Source organism: Streptomyces malaysiensis subsp. malaysiensis, assembly GCF_040653035.1.
Lineage (GTDB): Bacteria > Actinomycetota > Actinomycetes > Streptomycetales > Streptomycetaceae > Streptomyces > Streptomyces malaysiensis.
This window is the reverse complement of record NZ_JBEZNG010000020.1, coordinates 1-20,212: the sequence shown is the minus strand read 5'-3', so window position 1 is coordinate 20,212 and position 20,212 is coordinate 1. Positions and strand designations below refer to the sequence as shown.

Here is a 20,212-nt window from a genome sequence, read left to right as displayed (position 1 = left end):
TTGTACGGTCTCTCCTTGGCCGCGGGCGGTGGGGTAGGAAAGGATCGTCGCCATGGACCTGCTGAACACGCTGGTGGAGAAGGGGTTGCGGCGCGAGACGCCGACCCGCGAAGAGGCGCTCGCCGTCCTGGCGACCTCCGATGACGAGGTGCTCGATGTGGTGGCCGCGGCCGGCAAGGTGCGCCGCGCCTGGTTCGGGCGGCGGGTGAAGCTCAACTATCTGGTGAACCTCAAATCGGGGCTGTGCCCCGAGGACTGCTCCTACTGCTCGCAGCGGCTGGGCTCGAAGTCCGAGATCCTCAAGTACACCTGGCTCAAGCCGGAGCAGGCGGCGGCCGCGGCGGGCGCCGGGGTCGCGGGCGGCGCCAAGCGGGTGTGCCTGGTGGCCAGCGGACGCGGCCCCACCGACCGGGATGTGGAGCGGGTCTCCCAGACCATCGCCGCCATCAAGGAGGAGCACCAGGACGTCGAGATCTGCGCCTGTCTGGGGCTGCTGTCCCAGGGCCAGGCGGAGCGGCTGAAGGACGCGGGCGCGAACGCGTACAACCACAACCTCAACACCTCCGAGGCGACGTACGGCGACATCACCACCACCCACACCTACGCCGACCGGGTCTCGACCGTGCAGCAGGCGCAGGCGGCGGGGATGTCCGCCTGCTCCGGGCTGATCGCGGGCATGGGCGAATCGGACGCGGACCTGGTGGACGTGGTCTTCTCGCTGCGCGAGCTGGACCCGGACTCGGTGCCGGTCAACTTCCTCATCCCGATCGAGGGCACCCCGCTGGCCGGGGACTGGAACCTCACCCCGCAGCGCTGTCTGCGGATCCTGGCCATGGTGCGGTTCGTCTGCCCGGACGTCGAGGTGCGGCTCGCTGGCGGCCGCGAGATCCATCTGCGCTCGCTCCAGCCGCTCGCCCTGCACCTGGCGAACTCGATCTTCCTCGGCGACTATCTGACCACCGAGGGCCAGGCGGGCAAGGACGATCTGGCGATGATCGCCGACGCGGGCTTCGAGGTGGAGGGCGCCGACACCACGACGCTGCCCGCGCACCGCGCGGACGCAGCTGCCGCCGCGGGGGCCGGCTGCGGCGGCCACGGCGGCGAGGGCGGTGGCTGCGGCCCGTGCGGTGACGCGGCGCCCGCCGACGCCGTACCCGCCCAGGCCACGGCCGCCGCACCGGGCGCCGGCCCGGTGGCGTCGGAGCGGTCCCACGCGGACCTGGTCGCGGTGCGCCGCCGCGGCGCGGGCACGGATCTGCCGCCCAATGCCTGAGCCGCTGACCCCGGCCGAGCTGCGGGCGCTGGACCGGGAGCACGTCTGGCATCCGTACGGCCCGATGCCCGGCCGCCAGGACCCGCTGGTCGTGGAGTCGGCGACCGGGGTCCGGCTGCGGCTGGCCGAGCCGGTGGAGGGCGTCCGCGAGCTGGTGGACGGGATGTCGTCGTGGTGGTCCGCCATCCACGGCTACAACCACCCGGCGCTCAACGACGCCGCGCGCGGTCAGCTGGACCGGATGAGCCATGTGATGTTCGGCGGGCTCACCCATGAGCCCGCCGTCCGGCTGGCCACCCGTCTGGTGGAGATCACGCCGGAGCCGCTGCGCCATGTGTTCCTGGCCGACTCCGGTTCGGTGTCGGTCGAGGTCGCGGTCAAGATGTGCCTCCAGTACTGGCGCTCCCTCGGCCGCCCCGCCAAGCGGCGGCTGCTGACCTGGCGCGGCGGCTACCACGGCGACACCTGGCAGCCGATGGCGGTGTGCGACCCGGACGGCGGAATGCACCGGCTGTGGTCCGGTGTGCTGCCCGAGCAGATCTTCGCCGACGCGCCGCCGCCCGGTTTCGACGCGGAGCCCGACCCGGCGTACGAGGCGCATGTCCGCGAGCTGGTGGGCCGTCACGCCCATGAGCTGGCCGCGGTGATCGTGGAGCCGGTGGTCCAGGGCGCGGGCGGGATGCGCTTCCACTCCCCCGCGCTGCTGCGGGTGCTGCGCGAGGCGTGCGACGAGCACGATGTGCTGCTGGTGTTCGACGAGATCGCCACCGGCTTCGGCCGCTCGGGCACGCTCTTCGCGGCCGAGCACGCGGGGGTGTGCCCCGATGTGATGTGTCTGGGCAAGGCGCTGACCGGGGGTTACCTGACGCTGGCCGCCACGCTGTGCACCCCGCGGGTGGCGGAGGGCATCTCGCGCGGCGAGGTGCCGGTGCTCGCCCACGGCCCGACCTTCATGGGCAATCCGCTGGCGACGGCCGTCGCGGGCGCCTCGATCGATCTGCTGCTCTCCTACGACTGGCGGCAGGAGGTCAAGCGGATCGAGACCGGGCTGCGGGACGGTCTCGCGGAGGCGGCCACCATGCCGGGCGTCCGGGAGGTACGGGTGCTCGGTGCGATCGGCGTCGTCCAGCTGGAGCGTCCGCTGGACGACGCGGCGATGGCGGCGGCGACACGGGCCGCGGTGCGCGAGGGCGTGTGGCTGCGCCCGTTCCGCGATCTGCTGTACACCATGCCGCCGTACATCACCGGCGACCACGATCTGGCCCGGATCTGCGCGGCGGTACGGGCGGCCGCGGCCGCGGCCGTCTGACCCACCCGCCCCGCTCGCGGTCGGCCCTCCTTCGGACCGACCGCACGCCGGGGCGGGACCGGGGCGGACCGGGATGGTCCGGGGCCGTTCGAGGGCGGACCGGGGCAGTCCGAGGCCGGTCCGGAGGAGCCCGGGGCACGAACGAAAGCGAAAGGCAACGGAAACGAAGATGGCAATACTGGTCGTCACCGGTACGGGCACCGAAATCGGAAAGACCGTCAGCACGGCGGCCGTCGCCGCCGCGGCGCTCGCACGCGGCCGCTCGGTGGCGATGCTCAAACCCGCCCAGACCGGTGTCGCGGAGGGCGAACCGGGTGACGCCGCGGAGGTGGCCCGGCTCGCCGGGTCGGTGACCCTGCTCGAACTCGCCCGCTACCCCGAACCGCTGGCCCCCGCCACGGCCGCCCGCCGCGCCGGACGGCCGCCGGTGCGGCCGCACGAGGTGGCGGAGGCGGCCGAGAAGCTGGCCACCGAGCACGATCTGGTGCTGGTCGAGGGCGCGGGCGGGCTGCTCGTACGGTTCGACGAGACGGGGGCGACGCTCGCCGACGCGGCCCGGCTGCTCGGCGCGCCCGTCCTGGTCGTGGCCCACGCGGGCCTCGGCACGCTCAACGTGACCACGCTGACCACCGAGGCGCTGCGCGCCCGCGGGCTGGAGTGCCCCGGCGTCGTCATCGGCAGCTGGCCAGCCGCCGCGGATCTCGCCTCCCGCTGCAATGTGGCCGATCTGCCGGAATCGTCCGGCGTCCCGCTGCTGGGCGCCGTCCCCGAGGGCGCCCCGGCCCTTCCGCCGGCCGACTTCCGCGCCCAGGCACCCGATTGGCTGGCGCCCCGGCTGGACGGCACCTGGGAGGCGGCGCGGCAGGCCGCGTAGCGGCACCCCCCGCCTGGGCAGAATCCCGGTACCGGTCCATCGTCCGTATCCGGGACATCCGTATCCGGGACAAGGGGGAGTTCCCATGCCCGTACGCCGTCGCACGGCGCCGCGTGACGCCGTCCACCACCCGCTCTTCGCCCGCTGTTACGCCAGAATGGGCCCGCTCGCCGATGAGCGGGCCGGGGTGGGCGAGCTCCGCGGTGAGCTGCTGGCCGGGCTCTCCGGCCGGGTCATCGAGATCGGCGCGGGCAGCGGGCTGAACTTCCCCCACTACCCCGAAACCGTCTCCGAGGTCGTCGCCATCGAACCCGAGCGCCATCTGCGGCGGCTGGCCACCCGGGCGGGGCTGCGCGCCGGGGTGCCGGTGGACGTGGTGCCGGGCGTCGCCGAGGCGCTGCCGGTCAAGAGCGAGGGGTTCGACGCGGCGGTGGCCTGTCTGGTGCTGTGCTCGGTGCGCGATGTGCGGCGCGCGCTCGCCGAGCTGCTGCGGGTGCTGCGGCCCGGCGGTGAGCTGCGCTTCCTCGAGCACGGCCGCGCCGAGGGCCGGGTCCTGGCGACGACCCAGCGGGCGCTGGACCGCACGGTGTGGCCGCTGTTGTTCGGCGGCTGCCATACGGCGCGCGACGTGCGCGCGGAGATCGCGGCCGCGGGCTTCGAGCCGCTCGGCCACCGTCGGCTGCGCGTCCCCGCCCGGGGCCTGACGCTGCCGACGTCCCCCTGTGTGCTGGGCGCGGCGCGCCGTCCGTCCTCGCCGTCCGGTCCGTAACCGGATTCCGGCATCGCGTGCCCATCCGCCCGCGTCCGTGGGAGGGCGCTCCGGCGGCCGGGTCCCTACCATCGAGGGCACGACGTTCCGATACGGGGAGGCATCGTGTCCACACCGACGGCGACGAAGACGGACGGATTCGCGGACGGCGGCGCCCGTGCGGCGGCCCGGGCCCGGTCCCTGACCAAGGCGTACGGCAGCGGTGAGACCGCCGTGCTCGCGCTGGACGCGGTGGACGTGGAGATCGAACGGGGCAGGTTCACCGCGGTGATGGGCCCCTCCGGATCCGGCAAGTCCACTCTGATGCACTGTCTGGCGGGCCTCGACACGGTCTCGTCGGGCCGGGCCTGGCTGGGCGACACCGAGATCACCGGTCTGGGCGACAAGGAGCTGACCCGGATCCGCCGTGACCGGATCGGCTTTATGTTCCAGTCGTTCAATCTGCTGCCCACGCTCAACGCGGCCGAGAACATCACCCTGCCCATGGACATCGCGGGCCGCAGGCCCGATCCGGAGTGGCTGGACCGGGTCATCGACACCCTCGGGCTGCGGGACCGGCTGCGGCACCGGCCCGCCCAGCTGTCCGGCGGGCAGCAGCAGCGGGTGGCGTGTGCGCGGGCGCTCGTCTCCCGCCCCGAGCTGATCTTCGCGGACGAGCCCACCGGCAACCTGGACTCCCGCGCGGGCCTGGAGGTGCTGCGCTTCCTGCGGGAGGCCGTCGACGAACTGGGCCAGACGGTCGTCATGGTCACCCACGACCCGAGCGCCGCCGCCCACTCCGATCTGGTGCTCTTCCTCGCCGACGGCCGGATCGTGGACCGGATGGAGCGGCCCACGGCCGAGGCGGTGCTGGAGCGGATGCATATCTTCACGGCCGCCGCCACGCCGCCCGGGACCGACCCGACCCCCGAGCCGCTGAACTGAGCCGGAGCCCTACGGCAGCTCGGTGCCCTTTCGGCGGAGCGCTGAGCCGCCCCGAACGGGGCCGAACTCCGATACGTTCGCGGTATCCGCGATCAAGGAGGGCTCATGGCAAGGCCGTTCCGTTTCGGAGTCAATCTGCTCACCCTTGAATCGGCCGGGGCATGGCGCGAGAAGTGCCGCCGCGCCGAGCAGCTCGGCTATGACGTACTGCTGGTCCCCGACCACCTCGGCAACCCCGCGCCGTTCCCGGCGCTGGTCACCGCCGCCGAGGTGACCGAGCGCCCCCGGCTGGGCACCTTCGTGCTCAACGCCGGCTTCTGGAACCCCGCACTGCTCGCCCGGGAGGTGGCCAGCTGCGACGCGCTCACCGACGGCCGGCTGGAGCTCGGCCTGGGCGCCGGCTATGTCAAGGCCGAGCACGACAGCGCCGGGCTGCCCTTCGGTTCACCACGGGAGCGGGTGGACCATCTGACACATACCGTGACCGAGTTGGAGCGTCTGCTGACCGATTCCGAGCACCGGCCGCGGCCCGTTCAGTCGCCGCGCCCACCGCTGCTGCTCGGCGGCAACGGCGACCGGATGCTGCGGCTGGCCGCGCGCCACGCCGACATCGCGGCCTTCACCGGGGCGGTGCAGGCTCCGGGCAAACCCCAGGGCGCCCTCCAGCTGATCAGCCCCGAGGCGCTGGAGGGCCGGATCGCCGCCTTCCACGGCTTCGCCGCCGAAGCGGGGAGGGCGCAGGCGGCCGATGGGACCGGCGAGGCCATCGAGCTGAACTACCTCATCCAGATGGTCGGGCCCACCGACGACCGGCGCGCCAAGGTGCGTGAGCTGGCCGCCTACGCACCGGACCTCACCGAGGACGAGCTGCTGGAGCACCCCGCGCTGCTGCTGGGCGACGCCAGGGAGATGGCGGAGCAGCTGCGGGCCCACCGCGAGCGGTTCGGCTTCTCGTACATCACCGTGCTGGAGCACAACATGGAGGCGCTCGGCCCGGTGATCGAGCAGCTGCACGGCAGCTGACGCGGCGGGAATTCCATCGACGCCGCGGTCCGCCCGATGATGGGATGCGGCAATGGACGACCTTCGGATACGGACCGCGGCCCCCGCCGACCTCGACACCGTGCTCGCCTTCTGGAAGGAGGCGGCGGAGGGCACCAGCATCAGCGACGACCGGGACGGGGTGGCCCGGCTGCTCGACCGCGACCCGGAGTCGCTGCTGCTGGCCGAGCGGGACGGGGAACTGACCGGAACCGTGATCGCCGGTTTCGACGGCTGGCGCTGCCATCTGTACCGGCTGGCCGTCCACCCCGGACACCGCCGCCGGGGCGTGGCGACGGCCCTTCTGGCGGCGGCCGAGGAGCGGTTCACGGCCCTGGGCGGGCGGCGCGGGGACGCGATGGTACTCGACGAGAACGAGCCCGCCCACCGTGCGTGGGGCGCGGCGGGCTATGCGCGCCAGCCGCAGTGGAGCCGCTGGGTCAAGCCGCTGCGCCCCTGACGCCCGCGAGGGTCCCGGGGCCGCGACCCCAACGTCCGCGGCCGTCCCCGGGCCGCGCCCCTGACGCACGCAGCCGTCCCCGGGCCGCGCCCCTGACGTCCACGGCCGTCCCGGGCGCGGCCGCGCGGGGCCTTTTAGCATGGGACGGAGGTGAACCGATGATCGAAGTCCTCCTCCTGGCCGTGGCGCTCCTGCTGGCGGTGGCCTGTGGCGCCTTCGTCGCCGCGGAGTTCTCGCTGACCACGGTCGAGCGCAGCGAGCTGGAGCGGGCGGCCGGGCGCGGGGAGCGCGGTGCGGCCGGGGCGCTGAAGGCCGTACGGAGCCTCACCTACCAGCTCTCCGGCGCCCAGCTCGGCATCACCGTCACCAACCTGGTCGTGGGCATGCTCGCCGAGCCGTCCGTCGCGGCCCTGCTGGCCGGGCCGCTCACCGCCATCGGCGTACCCCCCTCGGCCGTCCATTCGGCCGCGCTGGTGCTCGGCACCTTCCTGTCGACGGTCGTACTGATGGTCGTCGGCGAGCTGGTGCCCAAGAACTGGGCGATCTCCCGGCCGCTGCCGGTCGCCAAGGCCGTCGCCACCCCGCAGCGCGTCTTCAGCTCCGTCTTCCGCCCGCTGATCAGCCATCTCAACAACACCGCCAACCGCACCGTGCGCCGGATGGGCCTGGAGCCCGCCGAGGAGCTGGCGTCCGCGCGCGGTCCGCAGGAGCTGATCGCCCTCGCCCGCCACTCCGCCAAGGAGGGCGCGCTGGAGAAGGACACCGCCGAGCTGTTCGTCCGCACCCTCAACCTCGCCGAGCTCACCGCGCAGAACGTGATGACCCCGAGGGTGCGGGTGGTGGCGCTGGACGTACGGGCCACCGCCGAGGACGTCGCCAACGCGACCCGCGCCACCGGGCTGTCCCGCTTCCCCGTCTACGAGGGCAGCCTGGACAGCGTCGTCGGTCTCGTCCACATCAAGGACGTCCTGGCGGTCCCCGCCGAGGAGCGGCCCCGCCGCCCGGTCTCCGATGTGATGCGCGAAGCGGTGTTCGTCCCGGAGTCGCTCACCGTGGACCGGCTGCTGGACCGGATCTCGGCCCAGCGCAGCATGGCCGTGGTCATCGACGAGTACGGCGGCACGGCCGGAGTGGTCACGCTGGAGGACATCGTCGAGGAGGTGGTGGGCGAGGTCCGCGACGAGCACGATCCGCAGGAGACCCCCCATCTGATCCCGATGGGCCGGGACGCCGAGGGCCATACGCTGTACGACGCGGACGGCGCGGCCCGTATCGATCAGCTGAAGCGCATCGGGCTGCGGGTGCCCCCGGGCCCGTACGAGACCCTGGCCGGGCTGATCGCCGCCGAGCTGGGCCGGATCCCGACGGTCGGCGACACCGTCGAGCCGGCGGGCTGGTCCGTGGAGGTGCGGAAAGTGGTCAGCCACCGGGCGGCCCGGGTACGGCTGCGGGCGCCGCTGCCCGGTGCGGGCGGCGAAGAGGGCGACGGTGACGGCGGGGTGCACGGCGCCGAGGGGGCGGCGGGCCGATGACCGTTCTCCAGCTGCTGATCGGCCTGCTGACGCTGGTCCTCAACGCCTTCTTCGTGGGCGCGGAGTTCGCCCTGATCTCGGTCCGCCGCAGCCAGATCGAACCACGTGCCCAGCAGGGCGACCGGCGGGCGCGGTCCGTGCTGTGGGCTCTGGAGCACCTCTCCGCGCTGCTGGCCGCGGCCCAGCTCGGGATCACGCTGTGCACGCTGGTGCTGGGCGCCGTGGCGGAACCGGCCATCGCGCATCTGCTGGAGCCCTTCTTCCATCTGGTGGGTCTGCCGCTGGGTCTTGTGCACCCGATCTCGTTCGTGATCGCGCTGTCCCTGGCCACGTATCTGCACATGCTGTTCGGCGAGATGGTGCCCAAGAACGTGGCGCTGGCCGAGCCGGTGCGCACCGTGCTGCTGATCGGTCCGCCCCTGGTCGCCCTCGCCCGCGCCCTGCGCCCGGTGATCTTCGGCGTGAACGCCCTGGCGAACGGGTTGCTGAAGCTGTTGCGCGTGGAGCCCAAGGGCGAGGTCGCGGCGACCTTCTCCGATGCCGAGCTGGCCCGGATCGTCTCGGACTCCAGCGAGGCCGGGCTGCTGGACGACCGCGCCACCGAGCGGCTGCGGGACGCCCTGGAGCTGGGCCGGCGCCGGGTGCGGGATGTGGTGCTGCCCATGGACCGGGTGGTCAGGGCGCGGCTCGGGGTGACCCCGGATGAGCTGGAGCGGCTGGCGGCGCGGACCGGCTTCTCGCGGTTCCCGGTGGTCGACGACTCCGGGCGGATCATGGGCTATCTGCATGTGAAGGACGCGCTGGACGCCCGGCCCCGGGATGTGCCGTTCCGCCCCGATCAGCTGCGCCCGATCCCCCGGGTGCGATCCCATACGCCGCTGGACGACGTGCTCAGCGCGATGCGCGACAGCCGCACCCACCTCGCGGCGGTCATCGCCGCGGACGGCCGGCTGGAGGGGCTGGTGACCATGGAGGACGTACTGCGTGAGCTGGTCGCCTGACCGCTCCCGCCCGCGCCCGGTCACTCCTCGGTGTGTCTGGACTCATGGGCGATGATGCACGCCTGCCAGTGGGCCAGCGCCTCATCCCGTCCGCCGCCGCCCTCCTCCGCCACCGCCACCAGCGCATGGGCGGCCATCGCGGCGAGCCGCACCGCGACCCGGCACACATCGCGCGTCTCCAGCGGCTCCAGGAGGGCGGCGGCGCCCTCCCCGTCGTCGGCGAGCGCGGCGGCGACGATGGCCATGGTCGTACGGTCGCATTCGAAGGCATCCACGCCGACCAGACTGCCCCGCCGCGCGCCGCGCGGAACCCGCTGCGGTCCAAGCGGTCGAACCGGGGCCCCGGCCGGACGGCCGGGCGATCCCCGTCGGCGCGAGCCCAGCGGGCGGGACTCAGCCGCGGGGACCGGGGCCGGGCGGGGCGGCCATGGGGTCGTAGCGGAAGATCACGTGTTCCACCCGTCCGATGACCTTGGTGCGGTTCGTCCGCCGGTACAGCTCCGGTGGCCGGAAGATGTTGTCGTCGAAGATGTCCGCGCCGGGCTCCACATTCCAGCTGGCGGTCGTCCCGTTCCGCGCACCGCCCTCGAAGTAGATGTGGGTCATCGCCATGCGGCTCATCATGCTCGTGCTCGGCGGTCCACGCAGCCCGCACACCGGGATAAGATCACCCAAGCCATGCAGACGAACATCACCTACAGCAGCTTTGTCGCGATCGGCGACTCCTTCACCGAGGGCATGTCGGACGAGCTTCCCGACGGCACCTACCGGGGCTGGGCGGATCTCCTCGCCGGCCGGCTCGCGGCCCGCGACCCCGGCTTCCGCTACGCCAACCTCGCGGTCCGCGGCAAGCTCATCGGACAGATCGTCGAGGAGCAGACGGGCCCGGCGGCGGCCATGGGCGCCGATCTGGTGACCCTGGTCGGCGGGCTGAACGATGTGCTGCGGCCGAAGTGCGATGTGGGCCGGGTGTGCGAACTGCTGGGCGAGGCCGCCGAGCGGCTGGCGCCCACCTGCAAGCGGCTGGTGCTGATGCGCAGCCCGGGGCGTCGCGGACCGGTGTTCGAGCGATTCCTGCCACGGATAGAGCAGCTGTTCTCGTTCATCGACGAGCTGGGCGCGCGGCATGACGCGACCGTCGTGGACGTGTACGCCTCCGAGCCCGTCGGGGACCCCCGTATGTGGGCCGAGGACCGGCTGCATCTGAACGCGGAGGGGCACCGGCGGGTCGCCGAGGCCGTCTGGCAGGCGCTGGGGTACGAGCCGGAGGAGGACTGGAACGCGCCCCTGCCGCCCGCGGTGCCCGTCGGGTGGCTGTCCCGCCGCACCTCGGATGTGCGGTTCGCCCGCCAGCACCTCGGGCCATGGATCGGCAGGCGGCTGACCGGCCGCTCCTCGGGCGACGGCCGCCCACCCAAGCGCGCCGAGCTGCTGCCGTACGAGGGCTGATCCGCAAGGCCCGCGCCCCGGACCATTCCGCACGGTCCGCCCGGGCCGTTCCCCGGGTCCCTCGGCCACCGGTCTGGCCTGCGCGGACGGCCAGTAGACTCTGTGCACGTGACTGGTAAGCCGCGCATTCCGAACGTCCTGGCCAACCGCTACGCCTCCACGGAGCTGGCCGTCCTGTGGTCCCCCGAGTACAAGGTGACGCTGGAGCGGCGGCTGTGGCTCGCCGTGCTCCGCGCCCAGAAGGACCTCGGAATCGAGGTGCCGGACGCCGCCCTCGCCGACTACGAGCGGGTCCTGGAGACCGTCGACCTGGCCTCGATCGCCGAGCGCGAGAAGGTCACCCGGCACGATGTGAAGGCCCGCATCGAGGAGTTCAACGCCCTCGCCGGCCATGAGCACGTCCACAAGGGCATGACCTCCCGCGATCTCACCGAGAACGTGGAGCAGCTCCAGATCCGGCTCTCCCTTGAGCTGGTGCGGGACCGTACTGTCGCGGTGCTGGCCCGGCTCGGCAAGCTGGCCGCCGAACACGCCGAGCTGGTGATGGCCGGTCGTTCGCACAATGTCGCGGCGCAGGCCACCACGCTCGGCAAGCGGTTCGCCACCGCGGCGGACGAGCTGCTGGTGGCGTACGGACGGCTGGAGAACCTGCTGGGCCGCTATCCGCTGCGGGGCATCAAGGGCCCGGTGGGCACGGCGCAGGACATGCTGGATCTGCTCGGTGGAGATGCGGAGAAGCTGGCCGAGCTGGAGCGGCGGATCGCCACCCACCTCGGTTTCGCGCGGGAGTTCACCTCCGTCGGCCAGGTCTATCCGCGCTCGCTCGACTACGACGTGGTCACCACCCTGGTGCAGCTGGCCGCGGCCCCGTCCTCGCTGGCCAAGACCATCCGGCTGATGGCCGGACACGAGCTGGTGACCGAGGGCTTCAAGCCTGGCCAGGTCGGCTCGTCCGCGATGCCGCACAAGATGAACACCCGCTCGTGCGAGCGTGTGAACGGCCTCGCGGTGATCCTGCGCGGCTATGCCTCGATGACCGGTGAACTGGCGGGCGACCAGTGGAACGAGGGCGATGTCTCCTGCTCGGTGGTGCGCCGGGTCGCCCTGCCGGACGCGTTCTTCGCCTTCGACGGGCTGCTGGAGACCTTCCTGACCGTGCTCGACGAGTTCGGCGCGTTCCCCGCCGTCATCGCCCGTGAGCTGGACCGCTATCTGCCTTTCCTCGCCACGACGAAGGTGCTCATGGGCGCCGTCCGCGCCGGGGTGGGCCGCGAGGTCGCCCATGAGGCGATCAAGGAGAACGCGGTGGCCGCGGCGCTGGCCATGCGCGAGCGCGGCGCCGAGCGCAACGAACTGCTCGACTCGCTCGCCGCCGATGAGCGGATCCCGCTGGACCGGGCCGGTCTTGACGCGCTGATGGACGACAAGCTCTCCTTCACGGGCGCGGCCGCGGCCCAGGTGAACGCGGTGGTCTCCCGGATCGAGGAGATCGTCAAGGAACGTCCCGAGGCCGCCGCCTACACCCCCGGCTCGATCCTCTGACGCGATGACATCCGCGAAGACCCCCGCGCTGCCCCCCGCCGAACTCGAAGCCGCCCGCGACCGCCTCGTCCCCGATGTGGTCGCGGACGGTCTGCGGGTCCTCTTCTGCGGTATCAACCCCGGCCTGATGACCGCCGCCACCGGCCACCACTTCGCCCGACCCGGCAACCGCTTCTGGCCCACCCTCCACGCGTCGGGCTTCACCCCGCGGCAGTTGCACCCGTCCGAACAGTCGGAGCTGGTGCGCTACGGGCTGGGCATCACCAACGTCGTGGCGCGCGCCAGCGCCCGCGCCGATGAGCTGAGCGACGAGGAGTACCGGGAGGGCGGCCGGATCCTGGAGGAGAAGGTGCTCCGGCTGCGGCCGCGCTGGCTGGCGGTGGCGGGGGTCACCGCCTACCGGGTCGCCTTCGGCGACAGGAAGGCGAAGATCGGGCCACAGACGAGGACCATAGGAGACACCCGGATCTGGGCCCTGCCCAATCCGAGCGGCCTCAACGCGCACTGGACACTGACGACGATGGCGCAGGAGTACGCCCGCCTGCGCACCACCGCCGAGGCGGACGGCTAGCCGAACGCCGCAGCCCGAGGGAGGGGCGTCATATCCTCCCCCTGCCGTGGAGGGTGCCCCCCCACGCACAAAAGCAAGAGCGGCTGAACGACAGAGAGCATCCGACCCGCGGCGGAGGGGTGGGTGCTCTGCCCGCGGGATTCTATGTCTGCCTACGCCGGGCGACGCTGTGCGAGTACTGGAATCGCGGCGATCTTCTCGGGCGCCAGGTCTTCCCACACCAACCCTCGCGGGCGACGTCGGTTGGGGCACGGGATCACCTCGCCAGGGGTGACGAGGTAGTCCACCGAGCGGCGCGGTCACTCGAACCGTGCCGTGTCGCCTGCCCCTCGACGTACGATCTCGGCTTCGCCGCCGGACAAGTCGATGACCGTGGTCGGCTCGGTGCCGCAGTCGCCCGAGTCCACCACGGCGTCCACCACGTGGTCGAGCCGTTCTTTGATCTCCCAGCCCTGCGTCATCGGCTCGTCCTCATCGGGCAGGAGCAGGGTGCTGGAGAGCAGCGGCTCACCGAGGTCGGCGAGCAGGGCCTGAGTGGTGGCATGGTCAGGAATCCGGACTCCGACCGTCTTTTTCTTCGGGTGCAGCAGCTGCCGCGGCACCTCCTTCGTCGCCGGGAGGATGAAGGTGTAGCTGCCGGGCGTCGCTGCTTTGATCACACGGAACACGTCCTTGTCGACGTGCACGAACTGGCCCAGCTGCGCGAAGTTCTGGCACACCAGCGTGAAGTGGTGACGCTCGTCGAGGTTCCGGATCGACCGGATCCGGCCAAGGCCGTCACGATTGCCCAGTCGGCATCCCAGTGCGAAGCAGGAGTCCGTCGGGTAGGCGATGAGCGCGCCGGAGCGGATCATGTCAGCCACATTGCTGATGGTGCGCTGCTGTGGATTATCGGGGTGCACATCGAAATACTTCGCCATCCACCGAGCCTATGCGATCAGGGCACCCCGGTCGTCTCGTGCCCGGACCAGGCCAGACATCGCCCTGGCCGACCACCCAGCGCCGGAGGCGGCGTCATATCGCGCCCAACTCTCCTATCGCCACCAGCAGTTGGAACGGCAGCTCGCGGTCGCCCTGCCCCACGCCCAGCCCGACCCAGCGGCCGTCGAGGCGCCAGACGCGCAGCTCGGGTACGTAACCGCACAGGGTGTCCAGCGGGGGCGGGACCGGCTCGCCCATCGCCGAGCGCTCCAGGGAGTCGGTGAGATCGAGGACCTCGGGGGCGCCCCACCGTAAGGTCAGCACCTGGACCAGGGCGCCCAGCTCTGCCTCGAACTCCTCCAGCACCTCCTCGACCCGGGTCAGATCCGCGTCCCAGAAGTCCTCGCTGACGCGGAGGTCGGCCACATGGAAGCCGGGGCCGCTCGCCACCCATCCGTCGGCGGTCCGCTGTGCGGGGAAGCCCCGCGCGCGCAGCTGATCGATCGTGGCCACATGGTCCGCCGTACTGGTCATGGGGTCAGTAAACCGTGTAGGTCGGACATCTGGCCGCCCGTCAGATGACCCGCGCGAGGGCCGGGCGGCCCGAGGCGGCAGGAGGCACTCGCCGCCTCCGCTTCCAGCGGATACGATCCGGCAGATACGCACCTGGAGGGAGACCGACGTTGGGGCGGCTCACCGGCGGGGATCCGTCTCTGCTGCGACGGATCAACTCCGCCGTGGTCCTGCACGCGCTGCGCGCGGCGGGCGCGTCCGGTACGGCCACCGGGGGTGGCCAGGACGACGGGGGCGGCTGCGCCGGGAGCGCGAGCCTCACCGATCTCACCCGGGTGACCGGGCTGTCCCGGCCCACCGTCGAGGGCGTGATCGACGGGCTGGCCGACAGCGGTCTGGTGGTCGAGGTGCCCGCCGAGGAGGGCGGTGTGCGCCGCCAGGGCCGCCCCGCGCGCCGCTTCCGGTTCCGGGCCGAGGCCGGGCATCTGCTGGGCATCGAGATAGGGGCGCACCGGGTCGCCGCGATCCTGTCGGACCTCGACGGAAACGTGCTCGGCTCGATCGTGCGCGAAGTGTCGGAGAAGGCGTCCGCGGACGAGCGGCTGGAGCGGCTGCGCACCACCGTCGCGGATCTGCTGCGGCGCTCGGGGGTGGCCCGGTTCTCGCTGCGTGCGGTCGGGGTGGCCAGCCCCGGGGTCGTCGAGGCGGACGGCACCGTGCATCTGTGCACCGCGCTCCCCGGCTGGACCGGGCTGCCCCTGGGCGAGCGGTTGCGGCGGTCCTTCCGCTGTCCTGTGCTGGTGGAGAACGACGCGAACACGGCCGCTGTGGCCGAGCACTGGAAGGGCGCGGCGGCCGGTTCGGACGATGTGGTCTTCGTCCTGGCCGGGTTGAGCCCGGGGGCGGGGTCGTTGATCGGCGGGCGGCTGCACCGGGGCTTCGGCGGCGCCGCCGGGGAGATCGGGGCGCTGCATCTGCTGGGGCAGGAGGCCGCCCCGGAGGAGGTGCTCTCCACGACCGGGGAGCCGCTGAACCCGCTGGACGAGGCGCAGGTGGCGCATGTCTTCTCGCTGGCCCGCGACGGCGACGCGCGGGCGCGAGCGGCCGTGGACCGCTTCGTCCGCAGGCTGGTGCACGACACGGCGGCCCTGGTGCTGGCGCTGGACCCCGAGGTCGTGGTGGTCGGCGGCTGGGCCGCCGGGCTTGACGGGGTGCTGGCCCCGCTGCGCGATGAGCTGGCGCGCTACTGTCTGCGGCCCCCGCAGGTCACGCTCTCGCTGCTCGGCGAGGCGGCGGTGACCACGGGGGCGCTGCGGCTGGCCCTCGACCATGTGGAACAGGAGCTGTTCGCGGTCGACAGCACGGTGACGACCCGCCGCGCGAGCCACTGACGCGGAACGCGGGGCGGGCATGTGGAGATCGTACGAAGGCGACGGCGCGTACGAAGGCGACGGCGCGGGGCGGGCCCGGATCAGCCCGCCAGGAGCTCCTCGCCCGCCGCGTCGCCGAAGGTGAGCCGGCAGGTGTCGGCCCGGTAGGTGGCCACGGCGACGGCCGCGGGGCGGCCCTGGGCCAGATAGCGGGTGGTCACGACGAGGACGGGGGCGCCGGGCAGCCGGTCGAGCTCCTTGGCGTCGTCCGCGCGGGCCGAGCCGAGCTCCACGGTCTGCTCACGGCCCTCCAGCTCCAGCCGGCGCAGCTCGCGCAGCACGGCGCGGGCGCGGGCCAGCCCGCTGGGGGTGTCGATGGCGGCGAGGCCGGGGACGGAGTCACCCGGGACATACAGCAGCTCGGCGGCGAGCGGCTGGCCGTGGGTCATCCGGGTGCGGCGCACCCGGTGGACGGGGGTGTCGGGGGTGAGCTCCAGCAGCCGGGCGACCTCGGCGGGCGGCACGGCCTCGACGCTCTCCACGGTCTGCCAGGCGTCCTCGCCTGACGCGTCGGTCCAGCCATGGGCGTAGTCCCCGACGGCCACGCCGACGCGGGGCGGGGCGACGGTGGTGCCGACGCCGCGGCGGCGCTGGAGCCGGCCCTCCAGCTCGAGCTGCTCCAGGGCCTGTCGAAGGGTGGCGCGGGCGACACCGAAGCGGGCCGCGAGCTCGCGCTCGTTGGGCAGGATCTCCCCGACCGCGAACTCCGAGTCGAGAGCGTCGCTGAGCACGGTCTTCAGATGCCAGTACTTGGGCTCAGGCACCGATTCCAGCCGCGTGGTCCCCACTCTGTCCCCCTTGTTTTCGATGGCCGACAGTCCTGCGCGCCTTCACAGTTATGCGCGCTTCTTTATTAAAGGTTGTTGCAGTATCAATGCGACCATAAGGCGGTGTGCGGACTTGGTCAAGACCAATCCCTGACCGGTTATCGTCGGTGACCGTCGGAGCGAGTTGCGTTATGGGGCGGGAGCTGAGCACACGGATGGGCGAGGACCAGGTCACGGTGGTCACGGGGGGCAGCCGCGGCATCGGCGCGGCGGTGGCGGTGCGGCTGGCCCGCGCCGGGCACAGCGTCGCCATCGGCTACGAGCGCGCACAGGACGCGGCCGAGCGGTGGGCGGCGGCGGTGCGCGCGGAGGGGGTGCGGTCGATCGTCGTCCAGGCCGACACCAGCGACGCGGAACAGGTCGAGGCGATGTTCGACCGGGTGCGGGAGGAGCTTGGCCCGATCACCGGGCTGGTCAACAACGCCGGGATCACCGGGCCCTTGGGCCGCTTCACCGAGACCTCGCCCGAGGTGATGCGGCGCGTCGTGGACGTCAATGTGACCGGGGCCCTGCTGTGTGCCCGGCGCGCGGCGCGCGAGATGTCCACGCACCACGGCGGGCAGGGCGGCGCCATCGTCAACATCTCGTCGGGCGCGGCGACGACCGGCAGCCCCGGGGAGTATGTGCACTACGCGGCCAGCAAGGCGGCGGTCGACGCGATGACCGTCGGACTGTCGAAGGAGCTGGCGGCCGAGGGGATCCGGGTCAACTCCGTCCAGCCCGGGATGACGCTGACCGACATCCACGCGCGGATGGGCGACCCCGAGCGGCCGTGGCGGGTCCAGGGGCGGGTGCCGATGGGGCGGCCGGGCGAGCCGGAGGAGATCGCGGGTGCGGTGGCGTGGCTGCTGTCGCCGGAGGCGTCGTACACGACGGGGGCGGTGCTGCGGGTCGCGGGCGGGCTGTAACGGGACGCGGGGTGGGGTCCAGCGGGACGCGGACGGGCCCTAGCGGCGTCTCACACGGTACGGACAGCGGGCCCCCGCGGGGTCGTGCCGCTGTCGGCCACCGGACTACCTTCCGGTAACTCTTGCTGACATGCTGTCTCATACGCCGCGTGCGCCTGCCGGAACGCCGATCGCGAGGAGCCACCCATGCCCGCGTCCCTCTCCTTTTCCGTCGCCTCCCCGGGCGGCCCCCGCGCCGCCCGGGTCGTCCACGAACGGCGTGGCGCGGGACGGCCGTTGGTGCTGCTGCACGGAATCGGCCACCACTGGCAGGCGTGGGAGCCGGTGCTGGACATCCTCGCGGCCGACCGCGATGTGATCGCCGTGGATCTGCCCGGCTTCGGTGCCTCGGACGCGCTGCCGGACGGCATCCCGTACGACCTCGAAGGCGTCATACCCGTGCTCGGCGCGCTCTTCGAGGCCCTCGGCGTCACCCGCCCCGATGTGGCCGGGAACTCGCTCGGCGGGCTGCTCGCCCTGGAGCTGGGCCGGGTCGGCCTCGTACGGTCCGTCACCGCGCTGTCCCCGGCCCGGTTCTGGACCGAGGCCGAGCGCCGCTACGCCTTCGGGGTGCTGTCCATGATGCGGGCCGGCGCGCGGGCGCTGCCACCGCCGGCGGTGGCGTGGCTGGCCCGCGGCGCGGCCGGCCGGGCCGCGCTGACCGGCGCCATCTACGCCCGGCCCGCGCGGCGTTCACCGGACGCGGTCGTGGCCGAGACCCGGGCGCTGCGCGAGGCGGTCGGCTTCGACGCCACGCTGGCCGCCGGGAGCTCCGGGCTGTTCACGCATGACATCCCCGATGTCCCGGTCACCATCGCCTGGGGCACCCGCGACCGGCTGATGCCGCGCCGCCAGGGCGTCCGCGCCAAGCGGATGATCCCCGGTGCCCGGCTGATCCGCCTCCCCGGCTGTGGCCACGTGCCCATGAGCGACGACCCCGCGCTGGTCGCCCGCGTCATCCTGGACGGCAGCCGCTGACCGCTCCGCCGGCTCGGCATCCCCGCCCCCACGCCGCGTACGGCCGTGGTGTTTCTCGACACGGACGCCCGGTTATTCACTGGGCGTTCGAATGAGCGGCACCTTGCACCGATAACAAACACAACAGCACAGCGGTTCTACGAGCAACGGGAGGCACCAATGGGGCGGGAATCGGGCAGAGGGATCGGGCGGCGCACGGTGTTGCAAGGGTCGGCGGCCGCTTCGGCGGCGCTCGCGGTGCCCGCCGTGGCAACGGCGGCGTCGGCCGCGTCCGGCGCGCCCGCACAGGCGCTCTCGGGGCGTCCGAGCGCCCAGTGGGGCGTGCAGGTGGGCGATGTGACGGCGTCGTCGGGGCTGGTGTGGGTCCGCTCCGACCGTCCGGCCCGGATGATCGTGGAGACCTCCGCGACCGAGTCCTTCACACGGGTCAAGCGGTGGCACGGCCCGCTGGTCGGCCCCGGCACCGACTTCACCGGGCGCACCGCGCTGCACGGTCTGCCCGCCGGGAGCCAGGTGCACTACCGGGTGCTGCTGGCCGACCCGGAGGACCCGCGCCGCACCGGCGAGCCGGTGCACGGCACCTTCCGCACGGTTGCCGAGCGCCGTAAGGACGTGCGTTTCGTCTGGTCGGGCGATCTGGCGGGGCAGGGCTGGGGCATCAACCCGGACCACGGCGGCTACCGCATCTTCGAGGAGATGCGCCGCCGCGAACCGGACTTCTTCCTGTGCAGCGGCGACAACATCTACGCGGACGGCCCGATGATGGAGACCGTCGCACTGCCCGACGGCTCCACCTGGCGCAATCTCCTCACCCCGGAGAAGACCAAGGTCGCCGAGACGCTCGACGAGTACCGCGGCAACTTCCGGTACAACCTGCTCGACCCCGCGCTGCGCCGGTTCCACGCCGAGGTGCCGACCATCACCCAGTGGGACGACCACGAGGTGCTCAACAACTGGTACCCGGGCGAGATCCTGGTCGACGACCGCTACACCGAGAAGAACGTCGATGTGCTGGCGGCCCGCGCGCGCCGGGCGTTCGCCGAGTACTTCCCGATCAGCACGCTGCGGCCGGACGCGAGCGGCCGGGTCTACCGGGTCCAGCACCACGGCCCGCTGCTGGACGTCTTCGTGCTGGACTGCCGCACCTACCGCGACGCCAACTCGCCGGGCCGCCAGCCCGAGGACACCCAGGGCATCCTGGGCGCCGAGCAGCTGGCGTGGCTCAAGCGCGAGCTGTCGCGTTCGCGGGCGGTGTGGAAGGTCATCGCCTGCGATATGCCGCTCGGCCTGGTGGTTCCGGACGGGGACACCGACTTCGAGGCCGTCGCGCAGGGCGACCCGGGCGCCCCGCTCGGCCGTGAGCTCCAGATGGCCGAGCTGCTCCGGCACATCAAGCACCGGAAGATCACCGGCACGGTGTGGCTGACGGCGGACGTCCACTACACCTCGGCGCAGCACTACGACCCCTCGCGGGCGGCGTTCAAGGACTTCGCGCCGTTCTGGGAGTTCGTCTCCGGTCCGCTGAACGCGGGCGCCTTCCCCGCGGTGAAGCTGGACGGCACGTTCGGCCCCGAGCAGAGCTTCGTCAAGGCGCCGACCCGGGCGAACGTCTCGCCCGCCGAGGGGTTCCAGTTCTACGGCGAGGTGGACATCGACGGCGACAGCGCCGAGATGACGGTCCGGCTGCGCGAGGACGGCGGCAAGGTGCTCTTCACCAAGGTCCTCCGGCCGGGGCTGGTCGGCCAGTAACCGTGCGCGCGGCGCGCGGCCCCGTACGGCACACCGACGGGGCCGCGCGCCGTAAGGGCACCGCCACGCCGTAAGGGCACCGCCACGCCGTAAGGGCACCGC

General features: G+C 72.7%; 21 protein-coding genes. 16 read left to right on the top strand and 5 right to left on the bottom strand.

Annotated elements, in window-relative coordinates; all coding sequences use genetic code 11:
* Positions 1–52: 52 nt before the first annotated feature.
* The 9 genes from bioB (at position 53) to AB0E24_RS31730 (ending at position 9,183) form a co-directional block, all read left to right on the top strand.
* A complete protein-coding gene (gene bioB, locus AB0E24_RS31770) occupies positions 53–1,273 on the top strand; it encodes a biotin synthase BioB (RefSeq protein WP_099015721.1) in 1,221 nt (406 codons plus the stop codon).
* Entirely contained in the window at positions 1,266–2,582 is a 1,317-nt protein-coding gene (locus AB0E24_RS31765; protein ID WP_232639967.1) for an adenosylmethionine--8-amino-7-oxononanoate transaminase, read from the top strand. Before bioB ends, AB0E24_RS31765 begins: the two co-directional genes overlap by 8 nt.
* Positions 2,583–2,751: 169 nt before the next feature.
* Positions 2,752–3,456 (top strand): dethiobiotin synthase, encoded by a 705-nt coding sequence (bioD, locus tag AB0E24_RS31760; protein WP_079259826.1) that lies wholly within the window; start codon positions 2,752–2,754, stop codon positions 3,454–3,456.
* Positions 3,457–3,541: 85 nt separating this feature from the next.
* Positions 3,542–4,225 (top strand): class I SAM-dependent methyltransferase, encoded by a 684-nt coding sequence (locus tag AB0E24_RS31755; RefSeq protein ID WP_359382190.1) that lies wholly within the window; start codon positions 3,542–3,544, stop codon positions 4,223–4,225.
* Between the two features lie 105 nt (positions 4,226–4,330).
* The gene (locus AB0E24_RS31750) at positions 4,331–5,149 is read left to right on the top strand and encodes an ABC transporter ATP-binding protein (protein ID WP_079259824.1); all 819 of its coding nucleotides are present in this window, start codon (positions 4,331–4,333) and stop codon (positions 5,147–5,149) included.
* A 105-nt stretch (positions 5,150–5,254) separates the two neighbouring features.
* Entirely contained in the window at positions 5,255–6,172 is a 918-nt protein-coding gene (locus tag AB0E24_RS31745) for an LLM class F420-dependent oxidoreductase (RefSeq protein WP_099015718.1), read from the top strand.
* Between the two features lie 52 nt (positions 6,173–6,224).
* Entirely contained in the window at positions 6,225–6,650 is a 426-nt protein-coding gene (locus AB0E24_RS31740; protein WP_100805487.1) for a GNAT family N-acetyltransferase, read from the top strand.
* Between the two features lie 158 nt (positions 6,651–6,808).
* Entirely contained in the window at positions 6,809–8,182 is a 1,374-nt protein-coding gene (locus AB0E24_RS31735; RefSeq protein ID WP_069867342.1) for a hemolysin family protein, read from the top strand.
* Complete coding sequence (locus AB0E24_RS31730; RefSeq protein WP_069867343.1) at positions 8,179–9,183, top strand: hemolysin family protein; 1,005 nt, start codon at positions 8,179–8,181, stop codon at positions 9,181–9,183. The genes AB0E24_RS31735 and AB0E24_RS31730 overlap by 4 nt, the downstream gene beginning before the upstream one ends.
* Before the next feature lie 20 nt (positions 9,184–9,203).
* On the opposite strand, the gene AB0E24_RS31725 is transcribed toward AB0E24_RS31730, so the two are convergent.
* Positions 9,204–9,458 carry a hypothetical protein gene (locus AB0E24_RS31725; RefSeq protein WP_371351488.1) on the bottom strand — a complete coding sequence of 85 codons (255 nt, stop codon included), beginning with the start codon at positions 9,456–9,458 and terminating at the stop codon, positions 9,204–9,206.
* Positions 9,459–9,576: 118 nt separating this feature from the next.
* Positions 9,577–9,795 (bottom strand): hypothetical protein, encoded by a 219-nt coding sequence (locus AB0E24_RS31720; RefSeq protein WP_231981187.1) that lies wholly within the window; start codon positions 9,793–9,795, stop codon positions 9,577–9,579.
* A gap of 66 nt (positions 9,796–9,861) precedes the next feature.
* Between AB0E24_RS31720 and AB0E24_RS31715 the strand changes: the two genes are divergently transcribed.
* The 3 genes from AB0E24_RS31715 (at position 9,862) to mug (ending at position 12,745) form a co-directional block, all read left to right on the top strand.
* Entirely contained in the window at positions 9,862–10,632 is a 771-nt protein-coding gene (locus tag AB0E24_RS31715; RefSeq protein ID WP_069867345.1) for an SGNH/GDSL hydrolase family protein, read from the top strand.
* 108 nt (positions 10,633–10,740) lie between these two features.
* On the top strand, positions 10,741–12,174 hold the full coding sequence (purB, locus tag AB0E24_RS31710; RefSeq protein WP_069867346.1) for an adenylosuccinate lyase: 1,434 nt from the start codon (positions 10,741–10,743) through the stop codon (positions 12,172–12,174).
* A gap of 4 nt (positions 12,175–12,178) precedes the next feature.
* Positions 12,179–12,745 carry a G/U mismatch-specific DNA glycosylase gene (mug, locus tag AB0E24_RS31705; RefSeq protein WP_359382185.1) on the top strand — a complete coding sequence of 189 codons (567 nt, stop codon included), beginning with the start codon at positions 12,179–12,181 and terminating at the stop codon, positions 12,743–12,745.
* Between the two features lie 299 nt (positions 12,746–13,044).
* Here the strand turns inward: mug and AB0E24_RS31695 are convergent, their stop codons facing one another.
* Together AB0E24_RS31695 and AB0E24_RS31690 are read right to left on the bottom strand one after the other, a co-directional pair.
* The gene (locus AB0E24_RS31695; RefSeq protein WP_069867348.1) at positions 13,045–13,665 is read right to left on the bottom strand and encodes an L-threonylcarbamoyladenylate synthase; all 621 of its coding nucleotides are present in this window, start codon (positions 13,663–13,665) and stop codon (positions 13,045–13,047) included.
* A 94-nt stretch (positions 13,666–13,759) separates the two neighbouring features.
* On the bottom strand, positions 13,760–14,200 hold the full coding sequence (locus tag AB0E24_RS31690; protein WP_359382183.1) for a hypothetical protein: 441 nt from the start codon (positions 14,198–14,200) through the stop codon (positions 13,760–13,762).
* Positions 14,201–14,349: 149 nt separating this feature from the next.
* Here AB0E24_RS31690 and AB0E24_RS31685 point away from each other — a divergent pair, with 149 nt between their 5' ends.
* Positions 14,350–15,570, top strand: coding sequence for an ROK family protein (locus AB0E24_RS31685; RefSeq protein WP_351372392.1), 1,221 nt, complete (start codon positions 14,350–14,352; stop codon positions 15,568–15,570).
* A gap of 80 nt (positions 15,571–15,650) precedes the next feature.
* On the opposite strand, the gene AB0E24_RS31680 is transcribed toward AB0E24_RS31685, so the two are convergent.
* Complete coding sequence (locus tag AB0E24_RS31680) at positions 15,651–16,397, bottom strand: GntR family transcriptional regulator (protein WP_069867351.1); 747 nt, start codon at positions 16,395–16,397, stop codon at positions 15,651–15,653.
* Between the two features lie 194 nt (positions 16,398–16,591).
* Between AB0E24_RS31680 and AB0E24_RS31675 the strand changes: the two genes are divergently transcribed.
* The 3 genes from AB0E24_RS31675 (at position 16,592) to AB0E24_RS31665 (ending at position 20,110) form a co-directional block, all read left to right on the top strand.
* Positions 16,592–17,344: a glucose 1-dehydrogenase gene (locus tag AB0E24_RS31675; RefSeq protein WP_069867551.1), complete on the top strand. Its 753-nt coding sequence runs from the start codon at positions 16,592–16,594 to the stop codon at positions 17,342–17,344.
* 186 nt (positions 17,345–17,530) lie between these two features.
* On the top strand, positions 17,531–18,361 hold the full coding sequence (locus tag AB0E24_RS31670; RefSeq protein ID WP_359382178.1) for an alpha/beta fold hydrolase: 831 nt from the start codon (positions 17,531–17,533) through the stop codon (positions 18,359–18,361).
* 159 nt (positions 18,362–18,520) lie between these two features.
* Positions 18,521–20,110 (top strand): alkaline phosphatase D family protein, encoded by a 1,590-nt coding sequence (locus AB0E24_RS31665; RefSeq protein WP_359382175.1) that lies wholly within the window; start codon positions 18,521–18,523, stop codon positions 20,108–20,110.
* Positions 20,111–20,212: the final 102 nt, after the last annotated feature.